Below are 20,174 nucleotides of genomic sequence, written 5' to 3' on the forward strand. Positions count from 1 at the left end.
ATGGTATAGGTCGCAGAGTACAGCGCCGCCGGCAGGCGGCGACGGCCCACTAGGCTTCGCTCGGGCGGGCGCCGAATTGCTTCGGCGCAGGATGATCAGTGTCGGATCAGGCCCGGGTGCCGCCGACAGTGATCTGGTCCATGCGCAGGTGCGGCTGGCCGACGCCGACCGGCACGCTCTGTCCGCCCTTGCCGCACATGCCGATGCCGGTGTCGAGCTTGGAATCGTTGCCGATCATCGACACCCGGCGCATCGCGTCCGGTCCGTTGCCGATGATCATGGCGCCCTTGACCGGCGCCCCGATCTTGCCGTCCTCGATCAGGTAGGCCTCGGTGCAGCCGAACACGAACTTGCCGGAGGTGATGTCCACCTGCCCGCCGCCGAAGGAGACGGCATAGATGCCCTTCCTCACCGAGGCGATGATCTCGTCGGGCGTTTTGTCACCGGACAGCATGTAGGTGTTGGTCATGCGCGGCATCGGGCTGTGGGCGTAGGACTGGCGCCGGCCGTTGCCGGTCGCCTGCATGCCCATCAGCCGGGCGTTCTGGCGGTCCTGCATGTAGCCCACCAGCTTGCCGTCCTCGATCAGCACGTTGTAGCCGGACGGGGTGCCTTCGTCGTCGACGGTCAGCGAGCCGCGGCGGGCTTCGATCGTGCCGTCATCGACGACGGTAACGCCCTTTGCCGCCACCTGCTGGCCGAGCAGGCCGGAGAAGGCCGAAGTCTTCTTGCGGTTGAAGTCGCCCTCGAGCCCGTGCCCAACCGCCTCGTGCAGCATCACGCCGGGCCAGCCCGACGAGAGGACGACGTCCATCGTGCCCGCCGGCGCGTCGATCGCCTCGAGATTCACCAGCGCCTGCCGCAAAGCCTCGTCCGCGCCCTGGCGCCAGCTGTCTTCGGTCAGGAACTCGCCGAAGCCGCGGCGTCCGCCCATGCCGTAGGAGCCGGTCTCCTGGCGGTCGCCTTCACCAACGACGACGGAGATGTTGACGCGGGTCATCGGCCGCACGTCCGTCACCTTGTGCCCGTCGGCGCGCAGGATGTTGACCACCTGCCAGCTCGCCGAAATGGACGCGGTGACCTGCCGCACCTTCGCGTCCTTGCCGCGCAGGTAGGCGTCGATATCCTGCAGGAGCTTCACCTTTTCCTCGAAGCTCGGGCTGCCGATCGGGTTTTCCGGGCCGTAGAGCCGCCGGTTCGTTCCCTGCGGCGCCGCTGCATAGGTGCCGGAGTGGCCGCGGCCGACGGCGGCGGCCGCATCCGCGGCCCGCCTGAGCGCCGCCAGGGACATCTCACCCGAATGGGCGTAGCCCACCGCTTCGCCGGCGACGGCCCGCAGCCCGAAGCCTTGGTCGGTATTGAAGCTGCCGCCCTTCAGGCGGCCGTTGTCGAAGGTGAGCGACTCGGCTTCGGCGTGCTCGAGATAGAGCTCGCCGTCGTCGGCATTGGCGAGCGTCTCAGCCAGCACCGTGCGGATCGCCGTCTCGTCGGCATCGAAAAGAGAGAGAAGGTCGGTGTTCATGATCGGCTCCGCGCAGAGGCTCTGTTTCGCCTACCCATGTAGAGGCGCGAGCGGCGATCGACAAGTTTACATGCAGGCGGGGGAAACGGCTACGTCACGGCAGCGCGTCGTAGCCCTCGCCGAAACCCTTCAGGTCGACCGGGATGCCGATGCCTTCCTCCGGCGTCTGGAACACGATGAAGGTGGCGGTCGCGCCGGAACGGAAGGTTTTCAGCAGTTCGTCCTCAAGCACCACCTCCGCATAGCAGCCGTCGGAGAAGCAGCGGACGAAATAGGCGCGCCCGATATCCTTGCCGTCGACGTTGAGGCCCAAGCCGTTCGGCAGCAGCACGCCGAGCGGGGCGAGCACGCGGAGGATCTTCGCCTTCCGGTCGGCAGTCTTCAGGATGACGACCGACAGCCCGACTTCCGGGCGATCCTCGGCAATCACGTTCTGCATCAGCGCGCACTGTTCGGCAGCCGCACCGGCCGGCTGGTCGCAGACGATCGACCAGGCGCCATGGTTCGATTTCACCGTGCCCGGTTGCGGCGAACCCTGCGAAAGAGCGGGCGTGCTTGTCGCGGCGATGGCAAGCGCGGCGAGTGCGCCAAACGTCCTGGCCAGACGCGAAGGGGAGCGGGAACCCATGGAAACCTCGAAATCTCGAATCACGTGTCGCATTCTTGAATAGCGATCGCGCAAATGAAAAGCTCAAACTGGTCTTTTCCAGACTATGCGGCGGAAGTTGGACGGTTCCCGCAAAACCGGGTGTGGGTGATTCCGTAAGCAGGGTTCGTCGCCCGACGAGCCGGCGCGGGTAGGGCCGGCCTTTGGTTCGCGGCGACCCGACAACGCCTCATTATAAAGAAACTGGTGAAAATTTGACCACAGGCGGCATGGACTTGTCTTTGCGCAAAAATGCCGCATGGGCATTCGCCCGAGGCGGTTGCGGCGGGGCGGAAACTGTGATTTTAAGCACTCAGCATTGCAGGATTCTGCGCGTTGTTTGATCCCAATCAAACGCTTTGGGGAGATATGTTGTGATAAGAAAAGCTTTTGCAGCAATGGCCGCCATCGGCTGTCTGCTGTTTGCTTCGGGCGCTTTTGCCGACCAGCCGGTCGATTGGCAGAAGGGGCTTCAGCCCGCTGCCACCTCGATCATGGAAGAGATCCGCTGGTTCGAGCAGTACACCCTCTGGTTCATCGGTGCGGTCACGCTGCTCGTGCTCGTCCTTCTGGTCGTCGTGGTGGTGAAGTTCCGCCAGGGCGCGAACCCGGTGCCGTCCCGGACCAGCCACAACACCCTGATCGAAGTGATCTGGACGATCGGTCCGGTCATCGCGCTGCTGTTTCTGGCCGTGCCGTCCTTCCAGCTTCTGACCCGGCAGCTGGCGCCGACCGAAGAGCCTGAGCTCACCGTCAAGGCCACCGGCTATCAGTGGTACTGGGGTTATGAGTACCAGGTCGGTGAAAACCCGCTCTCCTTCGACTCCCTGATGCTGCAGGAGGCCGACCGCGCTGCCGCCGGCAAGGAAGACAAGGCTGCCTATCCGCGTCTGCTCGCCGTTGACAACGAGTTGGTCGTCCCGGTCGGCAAGCATGTCCGCCTTCTGGTCACCGGCGCGGACGTCATTCACGCCTTCGCCATGCCGTCCTTCGGCATCAAGATCGACGCCATTCCGGGCCGCATGAGCGAGACCTGGTTCAAGGCCGATCGCGAAGGCCTGTTCTACGGTCAGTGCTCGGAGCTGTGCGGCAAGGATCATGCCTTCATGCCGATCGCCGTCCGCGTCGTCTCGAAGGAAAAGTTCGACACCTGGCTTGCCGCCGCTGCGTCCAATCTCGGCGAGGCCAACAAGGCCCTGGTGGCTTCGATCGATGGCGCCGAGAAGGCCGTCGACGTCGCGCAGACCGCCGCGCAGTAATTCAAGGGAGTGCAATCCATGGCCGGAACAACCGCTGCCCACGATGACCACGGTCATCACGAACACAAGCCCACGTTCTTCGTCCGCTGGTTCCTCTCGACGAACCACAAGGACATCGGAACGCTCTACCTGATCTTCGCGATCATCGCCGGCATCATCGGCGGTGGGCTCTCGATCGCCATGCGCGCCGAGCTGCAGGAGCCGGGCATCCAGATCTTCCACGGCCTGGCCTCGATGGTCTATGGCTACGAAGGCGATGCTGCCATCGACGGCGGCAAGCACATGTTCAACGTGTTCACCACGGCGCACGCCCTCATCATGATCTTCTTCATGGTGATGCCGGCGCTGATCGGCGGCTTCGCCAACTGGATGGTGCCGATCATGATCGGCGCACCGGACATGGCCTTCCCGCGCATGAACAACATCTCGTTCTGGCTGCTGCCGCCGGCCTTCCTGCTGGTGCTGATGTCGATGTTCGTCGAAGGCCCGGCCGGTGCCTACGGCGCCGGAGGCGGCTGGACGCTTTATCCGCCGTTCTCGACCGCCGGCATGCCAGGCCCTGCGATGGACTTCACCATCCTCGGCCTGCACATCGCCGGTGCCTCGTCGATCCTCGGTGCGATCAACTTCATCACCACCATCCTGAACATGCGCGCGCCCGGCATGACGATGCACAAGATGCCGCTGTTTGCCTGGTCGGTGCTGATCACCGCCTTCCTGCTGCTGATCTCGCTGCCGGTCCTGGCAGGCGGCATCACCATGCTGCTCACCGACCGCAACTTCGGCACGGCCTTCTTTGCGCCTGAAGGCGGCGGCGACCCGATCCTCTACCAGCACCTGTTCTGGTTCTTCGGGCATCCGGAAGTCTACATCCTGATCCTGCCGGGCTTCGGCATCGTCAGCCACATCGTCTCGACCTTCTCGCGCAAGCCGATCTTCGGCTACCTCGGCATGGCCTATGCCATGGTCGCGATCGGCGCCGTCGGCTTCATCGTCTGGGCGCACCACATGTACACGGTCGGCCTGTCGCTCGACACGCAGCGCTACTTCGTCTTTGCGACGATGGTCATCGCCATCCCGACGGGCATCAAGATCTTCTCGTGGATCGCGACGATGTGGGGCGGCTCGATCCGCTTCACGACCCCGATGATCTGGGCGATCGGCTTCATCTTCCTGTTCACCATCGGCGGCGTCACGGGCGTCCAGCTCGCCAACGCCGGCCTCGACCGTGCCCTGCACGACACCTACTACGTGGTTGCTCACTTCCACTACGTGCTGTCGCTTGGCGCCGTCTTCGCGATCTTCGCGGCCTGGTACTACTGGTTCCCGAAGATGACCGGCTACATGTACTCCGAGACCATCGGCAAGCTGCACTTCTGGGTCATGTTCATCGGCGTGAACCTGATCTTCTTCCCGCAGCACTTCCTGGGTCTGGCCGGCATGCCGCGCCGCTACATCGACTACCCGGATGCCTATGCCGGCTGGAATGCCGTCTCCTCCTACGGCTCCTACATCGCGGGCTTCGCCGTGCTGATCTTCCTGTTCGGCGTCATCGAGGCCTTCGCGAAGAAGCGGGTCGCCGGTGACAATCCCTGGGGCGAGGGCGCAAACACCCTCGAGTGGCAGCTGTCGTCGCCCCCGCCGTTCCACCAGTGGGAACAGCTCCCGAAGATCAAGTAGGATCTTGACGAACACCGAGGCCGCCTGACCATGGCGGCCTCTCCAGCACCTGGCCGGAGCAACCGGCCGCAACAAGCGACAGGCATATGGCAATCATCGATCATCACGAAGCAGCTGCGGGGGGCGGGGACATGATCCTCTCTGAGGCGACTGCGCGCGATTACTTCGAGCTTCTCAAGCCGCGCGTAATGTCGCTCGTCGTCTTTACCGCCCTGGCCGGCCTCGTGCTGGCGCCGGGCCAGATCAACCCGGTCATCGGGCTGGTTGCCATTCTCTGCATCGCCGTCGGCGCGGGCGCGTCCGGCGCGCTGAACATGTGGTACGACGCCGACATTGACGCCGTCATGTCGCGCACCGCAAAGCGTCCCATTCCTGCCGGGCGCGTGCAGCCGCGCGAAGCGCTCGCCTTCGGGCTGACGCTTTCGGCCTTCTCGGTGGCGATCCTCGGCCTTGCCGTCAACTGGCTCTCGGCCGGGCTGCTCGCCTTCACGATTTTCTTCTATGCGGTGATCTACACGATGTGGCTGAAGCGCTCGACGCCGCAGAACATCGTCATCGGCGGCGCCGCCGGCGCCTTTCCTCCGGTTATCGGCTGGGCTTGCGTCACCGGCGGCGTGTCGATCGAGAGCATCGTGCTCTTCCTGATCACCTTCCTCTGGACGCCGCCGCATTTCTGGGCGCTCGCGCTGTTCAAGATGCGCGACTACGGCGCCGTCGGCGTGCCGATGCTGCCGAACGTGGCCGGCGAGAAGGCGACGAAGCAGCAGATCCTGATCTACGCGGTGCTGACCGCCGTCATTGCGGTGGTGCCCAGCTATCTCGGCTTCGCAAGCCTCGGCTACGGGATCTTTGCCGCCGCCATGGGGCTTGCCTTCGTCTGGTACTCGATCGGCGTCATGCGGATGCCGGAAGCGGATCGGGTGATGGTGCCTGCGAAGAAGTTGTTCGGCTATTCGATCTTCTACCTCTTCGCGATTTTCTCCGGCCTGATGATCGATCATGCCGTCACCGCCGCCGGTTGGGCGGCAGGATGGAGGTTCTGATGCAAACGGTAACCCTCAACGACAAGCAGAAGAAGGCGCGGCGCAGCCGCAATGTGGCGCTGGCGCTGACGCTGGGCGGTCTGGTCGTGCTCTTCTACATCGTCTCGCTGGTGAAGATCAGCGGCGGCCTGGCAGGCTGAGCGATGCAGGAGCGCAACGTGGATAGCGGGCGGAAGGGCAACGGCACGGTCGTCGCCGTCTGCCTGACGTTCGTCGTCACCATGGCCGGCATGGCCTATGCGGCCGTCCCGCTCTACGACCTGTTCTGCAAGGTCACCGGTTACGGCGGCACGACCCAGCGCGTCGAGCAGGCCTCCTCGGTCATCCTCGACAAGAAGATCAAGGTCCGCTTCGACGCCAACGTCGGACCCGGCCTGCCCTGGACGTTCCAGCCGGTGCAGCGCGAGGTCGAACTGAAGATCGGCGAGACGGTGCAGGTGCTGTACAAGGCCCGTAACGTCTCGAACATGGAGGCGACTGGCCAGGCCACCTTCAACGTGACGCCGCAGGCGGCCGGCGCCTACTTCAACAAGGTCGAGTGCTTCTGCTTCACCGAGACGACGCTGAAGCCCGGCGAGGAGCTCGAGATGCCGGTCGTCTTCTTCGTCGATCCGGAAATCGTCAATCCGGTCGAGACCAAGGACGTCCACACCATCACGCTGTCCTACACCTTCTTCCCGCACGAAAAGACGAAGCCGGTGGCTTCGGCGGCGGACAAGGTCGGCGGCGAAACCAACAAACTGTGAGAGATACGCGTTTCCGGGCAAAGCCGGGGACGAGAACGCGATACATTTCGGGGATGACTGACATGGCGCAAGCGCATGAGAAAAATCACGACTACCATATTATCGATCCGAGCCCGTGGCCGCTGGTGTCATCGATCGGCGCATTCGTGCTTGCGATCGGCGGCATCATCTACATGCGCTATCTCTCCGGCAGCTCTCTGAAGATCTTCGGCCTGGAATTGGCCAATCCGTGGATCTTCGTGATCGGCATCGCGATCACGCTCTATTCGATGTACGGCTGGTGGTCGGACACGATCAAGGAAGGCGATGAGGGGCATCATACCCGCGTCGTTTCGCTGCATCTGCGCTACGGCATGATCATGTTCATCGCTTCCGAAGTGATGTTCTTCGTCGCCTGGTTCTGGGCCTTCTTCGACGCCAGCCTGTTTCCGGGCGAAGCCATCCAGGCGACCCGCGTCGAGCATACCGGTGGCATCTGGCCGCCGAAGGGCATCGAGGTCCTCGATCCCTGGCACCTGCCGCTCTACAACACCGTCATCCTGCTGCTGTCGGGCACCTGCGTGACCTGGGCGCATCACGCCATCCTGCACAACGACCGCAAGGGCCTGGTCAACGGCCTGATCCTGACGGTGCTGCTCGGCGTGCTGTTCTCGTTCGTGCAGGCCTACGAGTATGCGCACGCGCCGTTCGCCTTCAAGGACTCGATCTACGGTGCGACGTTCTTCATGGCCACCGGCTTCCACGGCTTCCACGTATTCGTCGGCACGGTCTTCCTGCTGGTCTGCCTCATCCGCGCAGCACGTGGCGCCTTTACGCCGAAGCAGCACTTCGGCCTCGAGGCGGCAGCCTGGTACTGGCATTTCGTCGACGTCGTCTGGCTCTTCCTGTTCTTCTCCATCTACATCTGGGGAAGCTGGGGCGGCACCATCGCCCACATGTGATCCCAAGAGGATGTGTTATATGGACGGCCGCAGCGATGCGGCCGTTTCCTTTTTCGTAAGGTCGCTATGTCGCATCGGCGCCGGTAGACGGGCGGAGTAGACAGGCTTAGCAGTATTGCGTGCATGCCGCGGACCGGCCTGGCGCCTTTGACCGTCAGCGACGTGCAGCTGTTTGGGGCGCCGGCGTGCATGGGAACAGAAATGGAAGCGGTTCGCCGGATGGTTTTTCCGGCATCTGCTTCAGGTCGCCGCGCTCTTGCCTGGGCGCTGTGCGTCAGCATCGGAGCATGACATGGACAAGGACGAGGCACATTATCCGCCGGTCGAACCGTTCTCGACCGGGTTGCGCGGCCACTGCCCGCGTTGCGGGCAGGGAAAGCTCTTCAGCGGCTTTCTCAAGGTGGCGCCGCGCTGCGCCGCCTGCGGGCTGGACTACGGCTTCGAGGATTCTGGCGACGGACCGGTCGTCCTGGTCCTGCTGATCGTTGGTTTCATTGTGCTGGCCATCGCCTTGTGGGCCGAGGTCAGCCTGGGGCCGCCGCTGTGGCTTCACTTCCTGCTGTGGGTACCCCTCGCAACGGTGTTGGGGCTGGCGCTGACGCGGATTCTGAAGGGCATCCTGATCGCGCTCCAGTATCGCAACAAGGCGCGTCCCGGTGAGATCGACCGTGGCTGAGACGCTGCCGCGCACACGCCGGGCCGCTCGGGTGGTCCTGGCAGGGGTGGCTTGGCTTGCAGCGCTCGCCATCCTGCTCTCGCTCGGGACATGGCAGATGCAGCGGTTGGCCTGGAAGGAAAAGCTGCTCGCCGACATCGCCGAACGGCGGACGCAGGCGCCGGCCGCCCTCGCGACCATCGAGGAGTTGGCAAGAGCCGGCGGCGACGTCGACTACCGGCCGCTGACCGTTACCGGCACCTTCGAACACGGCAGGGAGCGCCATTTCCTCGCCACCTTCAACGGCCAGTCCGGCTATCACGTCTACACGCCGCTTCATCTTGATGACGGACGCTATGTCTTCGTCAACCGCGGCTTCGTGCCGTTCGACAAGAAGGAACCGGCGACGCGCGCCGATGGTCAGATCGCCGGGCAGCACACGGTGATCGGCCTGGCGCGCAGCAAGCTGGATGGCAAACCGTCGTCGCTCATACCTGACAACGATCTTTCCAAGAACGTGTTCTACTGGAAGGATCTCGATGCCATGGCGGCGAGCGTCGGCATTGCCCCGGCATACCTCGTGCCGTTCTTCATCGACGCGGATGCGGCTCCCAATCCCGGCGGGCTCCCGGTCGGCGGGGTGACGCAGTTCGACCAGCCGAACAACCACCTGCAATACGCGCTGACCTGGTACGGGCTGGCGCTGGCGCTTCTTCTAGTGAGCGGCGTCTATGTCTGGCGTTGGCGGCGCGAAGCGGCCTGAACGCATCGAGACTTTCATCGGCCGCGATTTGTGTTAAATCCGGCATAGCCGCGCAACCTGGTTAGAGCGCTTGCCTGTCGATGCCTTTGCCTCCGGCGTGGAGCGCAAGGGCCGCCACTCACACTCGGTGACTTTCTGACATGACCTCAACCACCGCTCTCTCTCCCATCACGATCCGCCTCTGCGGCCCGCGCGGCTTCTGCGCCGGCGTCGACCGGGCGATCCAGATCGTCGTGCTGGCGCTCAAGGCCTATGGCGCGCCGGTCTATGTGCGCCACGAGATCGTCCACAACCGCTATGTCGTGGAGGGGCTGGAGGCGAAGGGCGCGATCTTCGTCGAGGAACTGGACGAGATACCCGAGGAGCACCGCGCCCAGCCGGTCGTCTTCTCCGCGCATGGCGTGCCGAAGTCGGTGCCGGCCGACGCGGTCGCCCGCAATCTCTTCTATCTCGACGCGACCTGTCCGCTCGTCTCGAAGGTGCACAAGCAGGCGATGCGCCACCAGCGCCTCGGCCGCCATGTCGTTTTGATCGGCCATGCCGGCCACCCCGAGGTGATCGGCACGATGGGACAACTGCCGGAGGGCTCGGTTTCGCTGGTCGAGACGGTTGAGGACGCCGACGCCTACGTCCCGGCCGATCCGGACAATCTCGGCTTCGTCACCCAGACGACGCTGTCCGTCGACGACACCGCCGGCGTGATCGCCAGGCTGAAGGAACGATTCCCCAACCTGACGGCGCCGGCGGCCGATTCGATCTGCTACGCCACCACGAACCGTCAGGAGGCCGTCAAGCAGGCGGCGCCGGGCTGCGATCTCTTCCTGGTGGTCGGCGCGCCGAATTCCTCCAATTCCAAGCGGCTGGTCGAAGTCGCGCTGCGGGCCGGCGCAAAAAAGTCGTTGCTTGTCCAGCGTGCAGCCGAAATCGACTGGAATGGACTCGGCGAAATCCGTACGGTCGGGCTGTCGGCGGGTGCTTCGGCGCCGGAGGTCATCGTCGACGAGATCATCGAGGCATTCCGTGCCCGCTACGATACGACAGTGGAGCTTGCCGACACGGTGGAGGAGACGGAGAATTTCCTCGTGAACCGCGAGCTTCGGAACATCGAGTTGACGCCGGCCGACATGGCTTTCGTCAATGGGCAATAGAATGGGGGCCGCTTGCGCGCCTTGGACCGTGAGCTAGAGATTTGGCAGTCTACACCGATATTTCCGAAGACGACCTCACCCGCTTTCTGGCCGATTACGAGGCAGGCACGCTGCTTTCCTACAAGGGCATTGCCGAAGGGGTGGAGAACTCCAACTTCCTCCTGCACACCACGAAGGGCGCCTTCATCCTGACGCTCTACGAAAAGCGCGTCGATCCGAACGACCTGCCGTTCTTCCTCGGGCTCATGCATCATCTCGCCGATCATGGGCTGAACTGCCCGTTGCCGCTGTCGCGCAGGGACGGCGAGCTGCTCGGCGAACTGTCCGGCCGGCCGGCCGCGATGATCAGCTTCCTCGAGGGAATGTGGCTGCGCAAGCCTGCGGCCAAGCACTGCCGGGAGGTCGGCAGGGCGCTCGCCGACATGCATCTCGCCGGCCACGGTTTTGCGCTCACCCGCAAGAACGCGCTGTCGGTCGATGGCTGGCGGCCGCTCTGGGACAAGTCGGCCGGTCGCGCCGACGAGGTGGAGCCCGGGCTGCAGGACGAGATCGCCGAGGAACTCGACTATCTTGAGAGCCACTGGCCGAAGACGCTGCCGCACGGGGTCATCCATGCCGACCTCTTTCCGGACAACGTCTTCTTCATCGGCGACCAGCTGTCCGGCCTGATCGATTTCTATTTCGCCTGCAACGACGCCTTTGCCTACGACGTGGCCATCTGCCTGAACGCCTGGTGCTTCGAGAAGGACGGCTCCTTCAACATGACCAAGGGCATGGCGCTGCTCGACGGCTACGAGCAGGTCCGGCCGCTGAATGGGGCGGAGCTGCGGTCGCTGCCGCTGCTTGCGCGGGGCGCTGCGCTGCGCTTCTTCCTGACGCGGCTCTACGACTGGCTGACGACGCCGCCGGGTGCGCTTGTGGTCAAGAAGGACCCGCTCGAATACCTGCGCAAGCTGCGCTTCCATCGCCAGGTCAAATCGGCAGAAGAATACGGCCTGGTGCACCGATGAAGCATGTGGATATTTTTACCGACGGCGCCTGTTCGGGCAATCCGGGACCGGGCGGCTGGGGCGCGGTGTTGCGCTACGGCGAGGTCGAGAAGGAGCTCTCCGGCGGCGAACCGCTGACGACCAACAACCGCATGGAGCTGCTTGCCGCGATCACCGCGCTGGATGCGCTCAAGGCGCCTTGCGAGGTCGATCTCTACACCGACTCGAAATACGTCATGGACGGCATCGAGAAGTGGATTCACGGCTGGAAGAAAAACGGCTGGAAGACGGCCGACAAGAAGCCGGTGAAGAATGGCGAGCTGTGGCAGGCGCTCGACGAAGCCCGGCGCCGCCACAAGGTGACGCTGCACTGGGTCAAGGGCCATGCCGGCCACCCGGAGAACGAGCGCGCCGACGAACTCGCCCGCATGGGCATGGAGCCGTTCAAGAAGCGGTGAGGGCGGGGCCGGTCCGGCCCCGCAATGCGCACACGGCGAAATCCTGCGGAGGCGGCATGCCGTTGCCCGCCGGTCGGCTCATCCCCGTCGCCAGTAGTGCATCTCCATCAGCTTGGTCCACTCGTCGCCCTTGCGGACGAGGGCCGTCAGGGTGCGATGCCGGTCGTCGATGAAGGTGATCACGTCCTGATAGGGCAGGCGCTTGCCTTCGTGCTCGAAGTCGGGTCCCTCGCAGTGCAGCGTCAGAACGTTTCCTGTCGGCTCAAGTATCCCGTCATAGTGCCAGAGATAGTTCATCATCGAGCCCACCCAGGTGCCGACATAACGGTCGCGGCCCGGATCGTAGCCGAGCGTCATCAACGTCTCGGCCTTGTCGCCGTCCGGCATCAGGCCACGGCCCTCGCACACCACCCACAGTCCTCCGAGCGAGCGGACATGCTCCGTCCAGGTGCTTTGCGCCGGCGGTCCGGTGATCGCGTCGGCCGAGACATCCCAGTCCCCTAAAAGCCGTTCCAGCCAGCGGTGTTCGGTCGTGATCTCTGCCTGCATCTTCTTCCTCTCCTCCTGTTTGAGCGCGACGGCCGCACGATGCGGTTGGCCGGCCTCTTACGAACTAGGCGGTATTGCATCATTTCAAGTGGGGGCGGCGTCGATCACTGGGGCCCGAGAAGGATCGATTGTCATCAACGATGAAGGATGCGACCGAGCCGTGCCGCTTCGGAATGCGCCCATGCGAGGGTGTGACAGCATGCTGACCAGCATCGATGTCGGCCCATTGCGAGCAGGCATGACGGCGATCTGCTGACGGCTGATGGTCGGCAACCAGCGGCGGCTCTGGCGAATGTCGGGTTTTTCCCTATCTTGTGGGTATGAAACCGGATCAGTTGCTCTATCCAGCGCCCGCCGGCCTCTACTGCCCCGCCGGCGATTTCTACGTAGATCCATTGCGGCCGGTGCCGCGCGCCCTGATCACCCATGGCCACTCCGATCATGCCCGCGCCGGCCATGGCACGGTGCTGGCGACGCGCGAGACGATCGACATCATGGCGATCCGCTACGGGCCGGATTTTTGCGGCGCGTCGCAGGCCGCCGATTATGGCGAGCCGATCGATCTCGGCGGAGCGCGCGTGTCCTTCCACCCCGCCGGCCACGTGCTCGGCTCGGCGCAGATCGCGATCGCCGTGAACGGCACCCGCTTCTGCGTTTCCGGCGACTACAAGCGCGGCACAGACCCCACCTGCGCACCCTATGAGCCGGTCGCCTGCGACGTGTTCATCACCGAGGCCACCTTCGGCCTGCCGGTCTTCCATCACCCGGAGCCGAAGGGCGAGATCGGCAAGCTGCTCACCTCGCTGAGACAGTTTCCCGAGCGCAGCCACCTCCTCGGCGCCTATTCGCTCGGCAAGGCGCAGCGGGTGATCCGGCTGCTGCGCGACTGCGGCTACGACAAGCCGATCTATATCCACGGCTCGCTGGCAAGGCTCTGCGGCTATTACGTCAGCCGCGGCATCGATCTCGGCGAGCTGCGTCCGGCGACGCTGGAGAAGGGCGATGCGACCGACCTTTCCGGAGCCGTCGTCGTCGGCCCGCCGTCCGCCTTCGCCGAGCGCTGGGCGCGCCGCTTCAACGAGCCGCTGGTCGCCTTCGCCTCCGGCTGGATGATGGTTCGCCAGCGCGCCAAGCAGGGCGGCGTCGAGCTGCCGCTCGTCATCTCCGACCATTGCGACTGGCCCGAGCTGACGGAGTCGATCCGCGAGCTTTCACCCGCCGAGGTCTGGGTGACGCACGGCCGCGAGGAGGCGCTGGTGCGCTGGTGCGAGCTGAATGGCTTCCCGGCCCGGCCGCTGCATCTCGTCGGCTACGAGGACGAGGGGGATTGAGGATGAGGCTCCGACCATTCTGTCGATCGAAGAACGGCCCCTGCGCTTCCTTCTGCATGTCGGCGGCAGCCTCATGAAAGCCTTCGCCGACCTCCTCGACCGCCTCGTGCTGACGCCATCGCGCAACGGCAAGCTGAAGCTGCTCGCCGACTACTTTCGCGACACCCCCGATCCCGATCGCGGCTACGGGCTGGCGGCGATCGCCGGGACGCTGGACTTGAAGAGCGTCAAGCCCGCCATGCTGCGCGACCTCGTGCTGGAGCGGATGGACGAGGTGCTGTTCCGTTACTCCTACGATTATGTCGGCGATCTTGCCGAAACAATCGCGCTGGTCTGGGATCAGGAGCGCAAGGAGCGGATCGACGACAGCCACCAGCCGCGGCTCGGCGCGGTGGTGACGCGCATGAACGCGCTCGGCCGCACCGAGGTTCGCTCGGCGGTGCGCGACCTGCTCGACCGGCTCGATCCCTCCGCCCGCTTCGCCTTCATCAAGCTTGCCACCGGTGGCCTGCGCATCGGCGTCTCGGCGCGGCTCGCCAAGCAGGCGCTCGCGGATTTCTCGGGCAGGGACGTCACCGAGATCGAGACGCTCTGGCACGGCCTGCAGCCGCCCTACGAGACACTTTTCGCCTGGCTGGAGGGGCGCGCCGAACGGCCGGTGCTGGCGACGCCGGCGATCTTCCATTCCGTGATGCTGGCCAATCCGGTCGGCGAGGGCGACCTCGACGACCTCGATCCGGCTGATTTCGCCGCCGAGTGGAAATGGGACGGCATCCGCGTCCAGCTGTCCGCCTCGGGGACGACCCGCAGGCTCTATTCGCGCTCCGGCGACGACATTTCCGCCGCCTTTCCCGATGTCGTTGAGGCGATCACCTTCGCCGGCGTCATCGACGGCGAACTGCTGGTCGGCGGGACGGCGCGCTCCAATGCCCCGACCCGGAGCTTTTCCGACCTGCAGCAGCGCCTGAACCGCAAGACCGTCAATGCGCGGATGCTGGAGGACTATCCAGCCTTCGTGCGGGCCTATGACATCCTCTTCGCTGGCGAGAGTGATGTCCGGCCGGAGAATTTTGCCACGCGGCGGGCGCGGCTGGAGGATCTGATCGACAAGGCGCCGCACGACCGCTTCGACCTGTCGCCGATCGTGCCGTTCTCGGGCTGGGACGAACTCGATCGGCTGCGCACGGACCCGCCCGACCCGGTGATCGAGGGCGTGATGATCAAGCGCCTCGACAGCAGCTACCAGGCCGGTCGGCTGAAGGGGCCATGGTTCAAGTGGAAGCGCGACCCCTACAATGTCGATGCGGTGCTGATGTATGCGCAGCGCGGCCACGGCAAGCGGTCGAGCTATTACTCCGACTTCACCTTCGGCGTCTGGGCGAGCGGGCCCGAGGGCGGCGACATGCTGGTGCCGGTCGGCAAGGCCTATTTCGGTTTCACCGATGCCGAGCTCGAGGTGCTGGACCGCTTCGTGCGCAACAACACCGTCGAGCGCTTCGGGCCGGTGCGCGCGGTCCGCGCCGAACCCGATTTCGGCTTCGTCGTCGAGGTCGCCTTCGAGGGCATCAACCGTTCGAGCCGCCACAAGTCAGGCGTTGCGATGCGCTTTCCGCGTATCGCCCGGCTGCGCGACGACAAGCTGCCCCGCGACGCCGACCGGCTGGAAACGCTGATGGCCATGGTGGAGGCGAAGGAGGCGGGCTAGGTACGGCGCGGCAGGCGCCACACAGCCGGGCGCCGGCCGGTGAAGTTGGTGCGCTCGCGACCCTTGGCGTCAAGCCCATTCGCCGACAAGCTGAATGCCCGTCGGCGACCCCATGCAGCGGCCCGCGGGCGATCGATCGACTGATTTCCTGTGAGCAGCAATATCTGCTCCCGCCGTAAGCCACGCGCCAGCCGGCTCTGCCACAATTGCAGCACGGTGACGACGTTATCTCGCCGGCAAGGAAGGCGCGTTATCTTCTCCCACCCGCGCTTCTCGGTACTCATGGAATTGCGTCGCTGATCATGGCCTCAGAACTCTCCTTCTCCCGTCGCCGTCTGCTCCGGTTGTCCGGGCTCGCAACCGTCTCCGCACTTGCCGGCTGCACGTCGTCGATGAATACGGATCGCTTCCGCTGGGAGACCGATCCGGTCTATCGCAATCCGGCCCTCGAAGGGGTGCCGGGCCCATGGCTCGAAGGTCGCGATCCCGACCAGGGGCCCTATGAAGAGACGATGCTGCCGACCGGCATTCCCGATCTCGATCCTCGCTATGCCGGCATCTACGCCGCGCGCATCGATGGCGGCTTTACCATCCCTGCAGTGCCCTACCAGCAGATCGATCCACGCTTCCTGCGGCGCGAGGTCGAGGATCCGTTCGGTGAAGCGCCGGGGACGATCATCGTCGATACCGCGAACCGGTTCCTCTATCTGACGCAGCCCGGCGGCCGAGCCATGCGCTATGGCGTCGGCATCGGTCGCGACGGCTTTGACTGGTCCGGCCGCGGCGTCATCCAGTGGAAACAGGCCTGGCCGCGCTGGACGCCGCCCGATTCGATGGTCTCCCGCCAGCCCGAGCTGGTCAAATACTCCGCCCGCAACGGCGGCATGGCGCCGGGGCTGTCCAATCCCCTTGGCGCCCGTGCGCTCTACATCTTCCAGAACGGCCAGGACACCCTCTACCGCCTGCACGGTACGCCGGAGTGGAAGTCGATCGGCCGTGCCGTCTCCTCGGGCTGCGTGCGCCTGCTCAACCAGGACGTGATCGATCTCTACAGCAGGGTTCCCAACAAGTCGCCGATTGTGGTTATCTGAGGCGTGCCGGATCGGAACGACCGGCTTGCGCACCTGGCTCGGAACGCTGCTCCGCTGAACGGCGGCGACGCCCATCTGCGAGCGGTCCGGTGCCAGCGCTACATTGTGCCCAGCGACAATCAGGGAGATCCGACATGCCCATTCTCTACACCACCAAGGCATCTGCGACCGGCGGCCGGGCGGGCCATGGCGCCTCGGAAGACGGCGTTCTCGACGTGACGCTCACCGTGCCGAAGGAACTTGGCGGCGACGGTGCCCGCGGCACCAATCCCGAACAGCTGTTCGCCACCGGCTATTCCGCCTGCTATCTCGGCGCGCTGAAATTCGTCGCCGGCAAGGAGAAGGTGAAGATCCCGGATGACGCGAGGGTGACGGCGACGGTCGGCATCGGTCCGCGCGAAGACGGCGGCGGCTTCGGCATCGAGGCGGCGCTCGAGGTCTCGGTGCCGGGCGTCGACAAGGCCGTCGTCGAGGATCTGGCGAAAAAGGCCCACGTCGTCTGCCCCTACAGCCACGCCACCCGCGGCAACCTGGACGTCAAGACGACGGTGGTCTGAGCCTTCGCTCGGGGCGTCCTGCGACATGAAGGCTCTTCGGGGTAAGTCCAAGCAATAGCCACGAGCGCGGCACGCGACGCAAAGGACCGTGCCGCGCTTTTGCTGGACTACGGCGGAGCGTATCTTGCCCACCAGCGCCGCGGAATGAGGATGGACGCGGCCGTCACCAGAGCCGCGACGAAGAAGGGCGCCCAGGCAGCCGCATATTGCGCGTGACGCTGCAGCATCGCCCCGGCGATCGCGCCGGACAGCATCCCGGACCAGGGCACGAGCTGGACGAGCCATTGCCTGTTGCGCACGCCCATGATCCATCGCCCGAGACCACGGCCGAAGCGGGAAAGCGCGCCAGTGACGTAGGTCAGCCCGATCGGCAGGCCCTCGATTTGCTCGACGGCGGCGTTGATCGCACCCATTGCGAAGATGAGCATTACAAAGCGTGCCTCCCGGTATTCGAGAACCAGCGCAGAAGCGGCCAGAAGTCCCGTCACCAGGAGCAGCACCGCATGGGGCCGGACGCGGCTTGCCACGATCACGCCGCCGGCATTGCCGAGCACGAAGGCCACGAGGCCGGTCAAGAGCAGGACCGCACGAGACAGGTCGCCGTCGGCGATCGCGACGGAGGCGCGGGTGGTGTTGCCGCTCATGAAGGAGACGAACTCGCCGACCGACATCAGCCCGATCGCGTCGGTCATGCCGGCGAGGAACGAGATGGCCGCGACGAGCGCGAGCCCGACAGAACTCCGTTGGCGCTTGATCAGGCGCCGGCGCCGCGCGACGGTCATGCGGGAATCGGTCCGAAATTGCTTTGTGACGACCTAAGCAGAGGCGGCAGGTGGTTGCAAGGCGGCCGCCTGCCAGACCGATCCGCCGCGATGCAAGCGGCTTCGCTCAAGGCAGGTCGCGCGGATAAGGATGGACCCGACCCGCTTCAAGTTGTTCGGCTCCTCGCCCGCAATCGCCAAAAAGCGACAGGCGGTGGCGCATGATTAAGCCCGCCGTTTACGACTGTAGCCTTTCGAGGGTGTCTGCGTCGCTTTCAGCGCATCTTTCCGCCGGTTGCGGTCGTCGGGCCGATGATGGCGGTTATCTCCGTTACCTTGTTGGCCGGGAAATTGCCGCGGCTGGCGTGTGCCCGAACCACGTCCTCGCTGTCGGCCTCATGCACGCAGTAGAACTTGTCGCCCGCGACATAGCTCGTGATCCACTTGTAGGGCTCGCCGAGCTCCGCCATGGCCTGGTTCGATCTGGCGGAAATGGCGCTGAGTTCCTCTGCGCTGAGATTATCCGCTCCGGGGATGTCTCGCTCGATGATGAAGGTGGGCATTTTACGGCCTCCTTGCGGTTCAACGCGACCATCAAGCCGCCTGATCGGGCCGGGAGTCAATCCGTTCGTGCTGATGGGCGGACCGCCGCGCCGCCGAACCGTTCGATGCCCGAACGATGCCGCAGAACGAGACCATCGCCGCAGAAGGTGGCTAACGCCGCAGGCTTCCGAGAATGCCACGCACGATGGCACGGCCAAGCGAATTGGCGACGCTGCGCGCGGCCGATTTCATCGCCGCTTCCACCACCGTCTCGCGCTGGTACCCGGATCGGCCTTTCGTTTTTGCCGCACCGTTCGTCGGGGCTGTGTCGTCGTTGCCGAAGCCGGGCAACGTCCAGCGGCTGCCGCCGTTCTGCTGTTCCGGTTCCGGCGCCTGCTGGTTCTCCTGCTGCTGCTGGGTTTCGAGCTTCTTGGCGCGCTCGGCCAGCATCTCGTAGGCCGATTGACGGTCGAAGTCCTCGTCATAGATACCGGCGACGGGGCTGATCTTCATCACCTGCGCGCGCTCCGCATCCGACAGCGGGCCGACGCGCGAGGCCGGCGGGCGGATCAGCGTGCGCTCGACCATCGACGGCGCGCCCTTGCCCTCCAGCGTCGAGACCAGCGCCTCGCCGGTTCCGAGCTGGGTGATGACGGTGGCGCAATCGAAATCCGGATTGGGGCGGAAGGTGTCGGCGGCGGTCTTCACCGCCTTCTGCTCTCGCGGCGAATAGGCGCGCAGGGCGTGTTGCACGCGGTTGCCGAGCTGGGCGAGCACCGTCTCGGGCACGTCGAGCGGGTTCTGGGTGACGAAGTAGACGCCGACGCCCTTCGAGCGGATCAGCCGCACCACCTGCTCGACCCGTTCGATCAGCACCTTCGGCGCATCGTTGAAGAGCAGGTGTGCCTCGTCGAAGAAGAAGACGAGCCGCGGCTTCTCCGGATCGCCCACCTCCGGCAACTCCTCGAAAAGTTCGGACAGCAGCCACAGCAGGAAGGTGGCATAGAGGCGCGGGTTCATCATCAGCTTGTCGGCGGCGAGCACCGAGATCGCGCCGCGGCCGTCATGGGTGGTGCGCATGATGTCGGAAATCTTCAGCGCAGGCTCGCCGAAGAAATGCTGCGCGCCCTGCTGTTCGAGGATCAGGAGCGCGCGCTGGATCGAACCGACCGAGGCTTTGGAGATCAGGCCGAACTGGTTGGATAGCTCGGTGGCATTCTCACCCATGTAGTTCAGCAGCGCCTGCAGGTCCTTCAGGTCGAGCAGCGGCAGGCCGCCCTTGTCGGCGATCTTGAAGGCGATGTTGAGCACGCCCTCCTGTGGCTCCGTGGCGTCCATCAGCCGTGCCAGGAGCAGCGGCCCCATCTCGGTCATGGTGGCGCGGACGCGGTGGCCCTTCTCGCCATAGAGGTCCCAGAAAATCACCGGAAATTGCTGGAAGTCGTAGGGTTCGAGACCGATTTCCTGGGCGCGCTTGACGAGAAAATCCTTCGCCTCGCCGATCGCGCCGATGCCGGAAAGGTCGCCCTTGATGTCGGCGCAGAACACCGGAACGCCGGCATTGGAGAAGCCCTCGGCGAGGACCTGCAGCGTCACGGTCTTGCCGGTGCCGGTCGCCCCGGTCACGAGCCCGTGCCGGTTGCCGAACTTCAGCTCGAGGTATTCCGGCTTGTTGATGGAGTTGTCCGGCTTGCGGCTGGTGCCGATGTAGATCTTGCCGTCCTGGATAACGCTGTCGCCCACTGCAGTCTCTCCTGTCCGTGCCGGCGGGAAGCGCCCGCGTTCCG

Annotated in this window: 21 protein-coding genes; 15 read left to right on the top strand and 6 right to left on the bottom strand. The window is 64.9% G+C overall.

Annotated features, from left to right (window positions below):
* Positions 1-106: 106 nt before the first annotated feature.
* Both tldD and C7449_RS00710 read right to left on the bottom strand, forming a co-directional pair.
* Positions 107-1,522: a metalloprotease TldD gene (gene tldD, locus C7449_RS00705; RefSeq protein ID WP_108000868.1), complete on the bottom strand. Its 1,416-nt coding sequence runs from the start codon at positions 1,520-1,522 to the stop codon at positions 107-109.
* Positions 1,523-1,616: 94 nt separating this feature from the next.
* Positions 1,617-2,150: an invasion associated locus B family protein gene (locus C7449_RS00710; protein WP_108000869.1), complete on the bottom strand. Its 534-nt coding sequence runs from the start codon at positions 2,148-2,150 to the stop codon at positions 1,617-1,619.
* 392 nt (positions 2,151-2,542) lie between these two features.
* On the opposite strand from C7449_RS00710, the gene coxB reads away from it, so the two are divergent.
* The 11 genes from coxB (at position 2,543) to rnhA (ending at position 11,850) form a co-directional block, all read left to right on the top strand.
* Positions 2,543-3,427, top strand: coding sequence for a cytochrome c oxidase subunit II (gene coxB, locus C7449_RS00715; protein ID WP_108000870.1), 885 nt, complete (start codon positions 2,543-2,545; stop codon positions 3,425-3,427).
* An 18-nt stretch (positions 3,428-3,445) separates the two neighbouring features.
* Complete coding sequence (ctaD, locus tag C7449_RS00720) at positions 3,446-5,107, top strand: cytochrome c oxidase subunit I (RefSeq protein WP_108000871.1); 1,662 nt, start codon at positions 3,446-3,448, stop codon at positions 5,105-5,107.
* 86 nt (positions 5,108-5,193) lie between these two features.
* Entirely contained in the window at positions 5,194-6,150 is a 957-nt protein-coding gene (locus C7449_RS00725) for a heme o synthase (RefSeq protein ID WP_108000872.1), read from the top strand.
* Positions 6,150-6,290 (top strand): hypothetical protein, encoded by a 141-nt coding sequence (locus C7449_RS21680; RefSeq protein ID WP_170115751.1) that lies wholly within the window; start codon positions 6,150-6,152, stop codon positions 6,288-6,290. Before C7449_RS00725 ends, C7449_RS21680 begins: the two co-directional genes overlap by 1 nt.
* Positions 6,291-6,293: 3 nt before the next feature.
* Positions 6,294-6,896 (top strand): cytochrome c oxidase assembly protein, encoded by a 603-nt coding sequence (locus C7449_RS00730; protein WP_108000873.1) that lies wholly within the window; start codon positions 6,294-6,296, stop codon positions 6,894-6,896.
* Between the two features lie 62 nt (positions 6,897-6,958).
* On the top strand, positions 6,959-7,837 hold the full coding sequence (locus C7449_RS00735) for a cytochrome c oxidase subunit 3 (protein ID WP_108000874.1): 879 nt from the start codon (positions 6,959-6,961) through the stop codon (positions 7,835-7,837).
* Between the two features lie 292 nt (positions 7,838-8,129).
* Entirely contained in the window at positions 8,130-8,513 is a 384-nt protein-coding gene (locus tag C7449_RS00740; protein ID WP_108000875.1) for a DUF983 domain-containing protein, read from the top strand.
* Complete coding sequence (locus C7449_RS00745) at positions 8,506-9,255, top strand: SURF1 family protein (protein WP_245414252.1); 750 nt, start codon at positions 8,506-8,508, stop codon at positions 9,253-9,255. The genes C7449_RS00740 and C7449_RS00745 overlap by 8 nt, the downstream gene beginning before the upstream one ends.
* A 140-nt stretch (positions 9,256-9,395) precedes the next feature.
* Positions 9,396-10,403: a 4-hydroxy-3-methylbut-2-enyl diphosphate reductase gene (gene ispH / locus C7449_RS00750; protein WP_108000877.1), complete on the top strand. Its 1,008-nt coding sequence runs from the start codon at positions 9,396-9,398 to the stop codon at positions 10,401-10,403.
* Between the two features lie 41 nt (positions 10,404-10,444).
* Positions 10,445-11,413, top strand: coding sequence for a homoserine kinase (locus C7449_RS00755; RefSeq protein WP_108000878.1), 969 nt, complete (start codon positions 10,445-10,447; stop codon positions 11,411-11,413).
* Positions 11,410-11,850 (top strand): ribonuclease HI, encoded by a 441-nt coding sequence (gene rnhA, locus C7449_RS00760; protein WP_108000879.1) that lies wholly within the window; start codon positions 11,410-11,412, stop codon positions 11,848-11,850. The genes C7449_RS00755 and rnhA overlap by 4 nt, the downstream gene beginning before the upstream one ends.
* Before the next feature lie 78 nt (positions 11,851-11,928).
* On the opposite strand, the gene C7449_RS00765 is transcribed toward rnhA, so the two are convergent.
* Complete coding sequence (locus tag C7449_RS00765; protein WP_108000880.1) at positions 11,929-12,399, bottom strand: DUF1579 domain-containing protein; 471 nt, start codon at positions 12,397-12,399, stop codon at positions 11,929-11,931.
* Positions 12,400-12,719: 320 nt separating this feature from the next.
* Between C7449_RS00765 and C7449_RS00770 the strand changes: the two genes are divergently transcribed.
* The 4 genes from C7449_RS00770 to C7449_RS00785 all read left to right on the top strand — a co-directional run bounded on the left by C7449_RS00770 (position 12,720) and on the right by C7449_RS00785 (position 17,083).
* Positions 12,720-13,730 (top strand): ligase-associated DNA damage response exonuclease, encoded by a 1,011-nt coding sequence (locus C7449_RS00770; RefSeq protein ID WP_108000881.1) that lies wholly within the window; start codon positions 12,720-12,722, stop codon positions 13,728-13,730.
* A gap of 73 nt (positions 13,731-13,803) precedes the next feature.
* Positions 13,804-15,435, top strand: coding sequence for a cisplatin damage response ATP-dependent DNA ligase (locus tag C7449_RS00775; protein WP_108001379.1), 1,632 nt, complete (start codon positions 13,804-13,806; stop codon positions 15,433-15,435).
* Between the two features lie 302 nt (positions 15,436-15,737).
* Positions 15,738-16,526, top strand: a complete 789-nt coding sequence (locus C7449_RS00780) for a L,D-transpeptidase (RefSeq protein ID WP_170115752.1) — start codon at positions 15,738-15,740, stop codon at positions 16,524-16,526.
* A 134-nt stretch (positions 16,527-16,660) separates the two neighbouring features.
* Positions 16,661-17,083 carry an organic hydroperoxide resistance protein gene (locus C7449_RS00785; RefSeq protein ID WP_108000882.1) on the top strand — a complete coding sequence of 141 codons (423 nt, stop codon included), beginning with the start codon at positions 16,661-16,663 and terminating at the stop codon, positions 17,081-17,083.
* Between the two features lie 107 nt (positions 17,084-17,190).
* Here C7449_RS00785 and C7449_RS00790 read toward each other — a convergent pair whose 3' ends face one another.
* The 3 genes from C7449_RS00790 to C7449_RS00800 all read right to left on the bottom strand — a co-directional run bounded on the left by C7449_RS00790 (position 17,191) and on the right by C7449_RS00800 (position 20,130).
* Positions 17,191-17,865, bottom strand: coding sequence for a YoaK family protein (locus C7449_RS00790; protein ID WP_108000883.1), 675 nt, complete (start codon positions 17,863-17,865; stop codon positions 17,191-17,193).
* Positions 17,866-18,119: 254 nt separating this feature from the next.
* Positions 18,120-18,407, bottom strand: a complete 288-nt coding sequence (locus tag C7449_RS00795; RefSeq protein WP_108000884.1) for a DUF4242 domain-containing protein — start codon at positions 18,405-18,407, stop codon at positions 18,120-18,122.
* Positions 18,408-18,558: 151 nt separating this feature from the next.
* Positions 18,559-20,130, bottom strand: a complete 1,572-nt coding sequence (locus tag C7449_RS00800) for a helicase HerA-like C-terminal domain-containing protein (RefSeq protein WP_108000885.1) — start codon at positions 20,128-20,130, stop codon at positions 18,559-18,561.
* Positions 20,131-20,174 lie beyond the last annotated feature (44 nt).

The organism is Mycoplana dimorpha (assembly GCF_003046475.1).
GTDB lineage: Bacteria > Pseudomonadota > Alphaproteobacteria > Rhizobiales > Rhizobiaceae > Mycoplana > Mycoplana dimorpha.

What these genes read in the sequence shown, in the direction of transcription:
- tldD (WP_108000868.1), bottom strand. Translation starts at nt 1,522, where the DNA reads ATGAACACCGACCTTCTCTCTCTTTTCGATGCCGACGAGACGGCGATC.
- C7449_RS00710 (WP_108000869.1), bottom strand. Translation starts at nt 2,150, where the DNA reads ATGGGTTCCCGCTCCCCTTCGCGTCTGGCCAGGACGTTTGGCGCACTC.
- ctaD (WP_108000871.1), top strand. Translation starts at nt 3,446, where the DNA reads ATGGCCGGAACAACCGCTGCCCACGATGACCACGGTCATCACGAACAC.
- C7449_RS00725 (WP_108000872.1), top strand. Translation starts at nt 5,194, where the DNA reads ATGGCAATCATCGATCATCACGAAGCAGCTGCGGGGGGCGGGGACATG.
- C7449_RS21680 (WP_170115751.1), top strand. Translation starts at nt 6,150, where the DNA reads ATGCAAACGGTAACCCTCAACGACAAGCAGAAGAAGGCGCGGCGCAGC.
- C7449_RS00730 (WP_108000873.1), top strand. Translation starts at nt 6,294, where the DNA reads ATGCAGGAGCGCAACGTGGATAGCGGGCGGAAGGGCAACGGCACGGTC.
- C7449_RS00735 (WP_108000874.1), top strand. Translation starts at nt 6,959, where the DNA reads ATGGCGCAAGCGCATGAGAAAAATCACGACTACCATATTATCGATCCG.
- C7449_RS00740 (WP_108000875.1), top strand. Translation starts at nt 8,130, where the DNA reads ATGGACAAGGACGAGGCACATTATCCGCCGGTCGAACCGTTCTCGACC.
- ispH (WP_108000877.1), top strand. Translation starts at nt 9,396, where the DNA reads ATGACCTCAACCACCGCTCTCTCTCCCATCACGATCCGCCTCTGCGGC.
- rnhA (WP_108000879.1), top strand. Translation starts at nt 11,410, where the DNA reads ATGAAGCATGTGGATATTTTTACCGACGGCGCCTGTTCGGGCAATCCG.
- C7449_RS00765 (WP_108000880.1), bottom strand. Translation starts at nt 12,399, where the DNA reads ATGCAGGCAGAGATCACGACCGAACACCGCTGGCTGGAACGGCTTTTA.
- C7449_RS00770 (WP_108000881.1), top strand. Translation starts at nt 12,720, where the DNA reads ATGAAACCGGATCAGTTGCTCTATCCAGCGCCCGCCGGCCTCTACTGC.
- C7449_RS00775 (WP_108001379.1), top strand. Translation starts at nt 13,804, where the DNA reads ATGAAAGCCTTCGCCGACCTCCTCGACCGCCTCGTGCTGACGCCATCG.
- C7449_RS00780 (WP_170115752.1), top strand. Translation starts at nt 15,738, where the DNA reads ATGGCCTCAGAACTCTCCTTCTCCCGTCGCCGTCTGCTCCGGTTGTCC.
- C7449_RS00785 (WP_108000882.1), top strand. Translation starts at nt 16,661, where the DNA reads ATGCCCATTCTCTACACCACCAAGGCATCTGCGACCGGCGGCCGGGCG.
- C7449_RS00790 (WP_108000883.1), bottom strand. Translation starts at nt 17,865, where the DNA reads ATGACCGTCGCGCGGCGCCGGCGCCTGATCAAGCGCCAACGGAGTTCT.
- C7449_RS00795 (WP_108000884.1), bottom strand. Translation starts at nt 18,407, where the DNA reads ATGCCCACCTTCATCATCGAGCGAGACATCCCCGGAGCGGATAATCTC.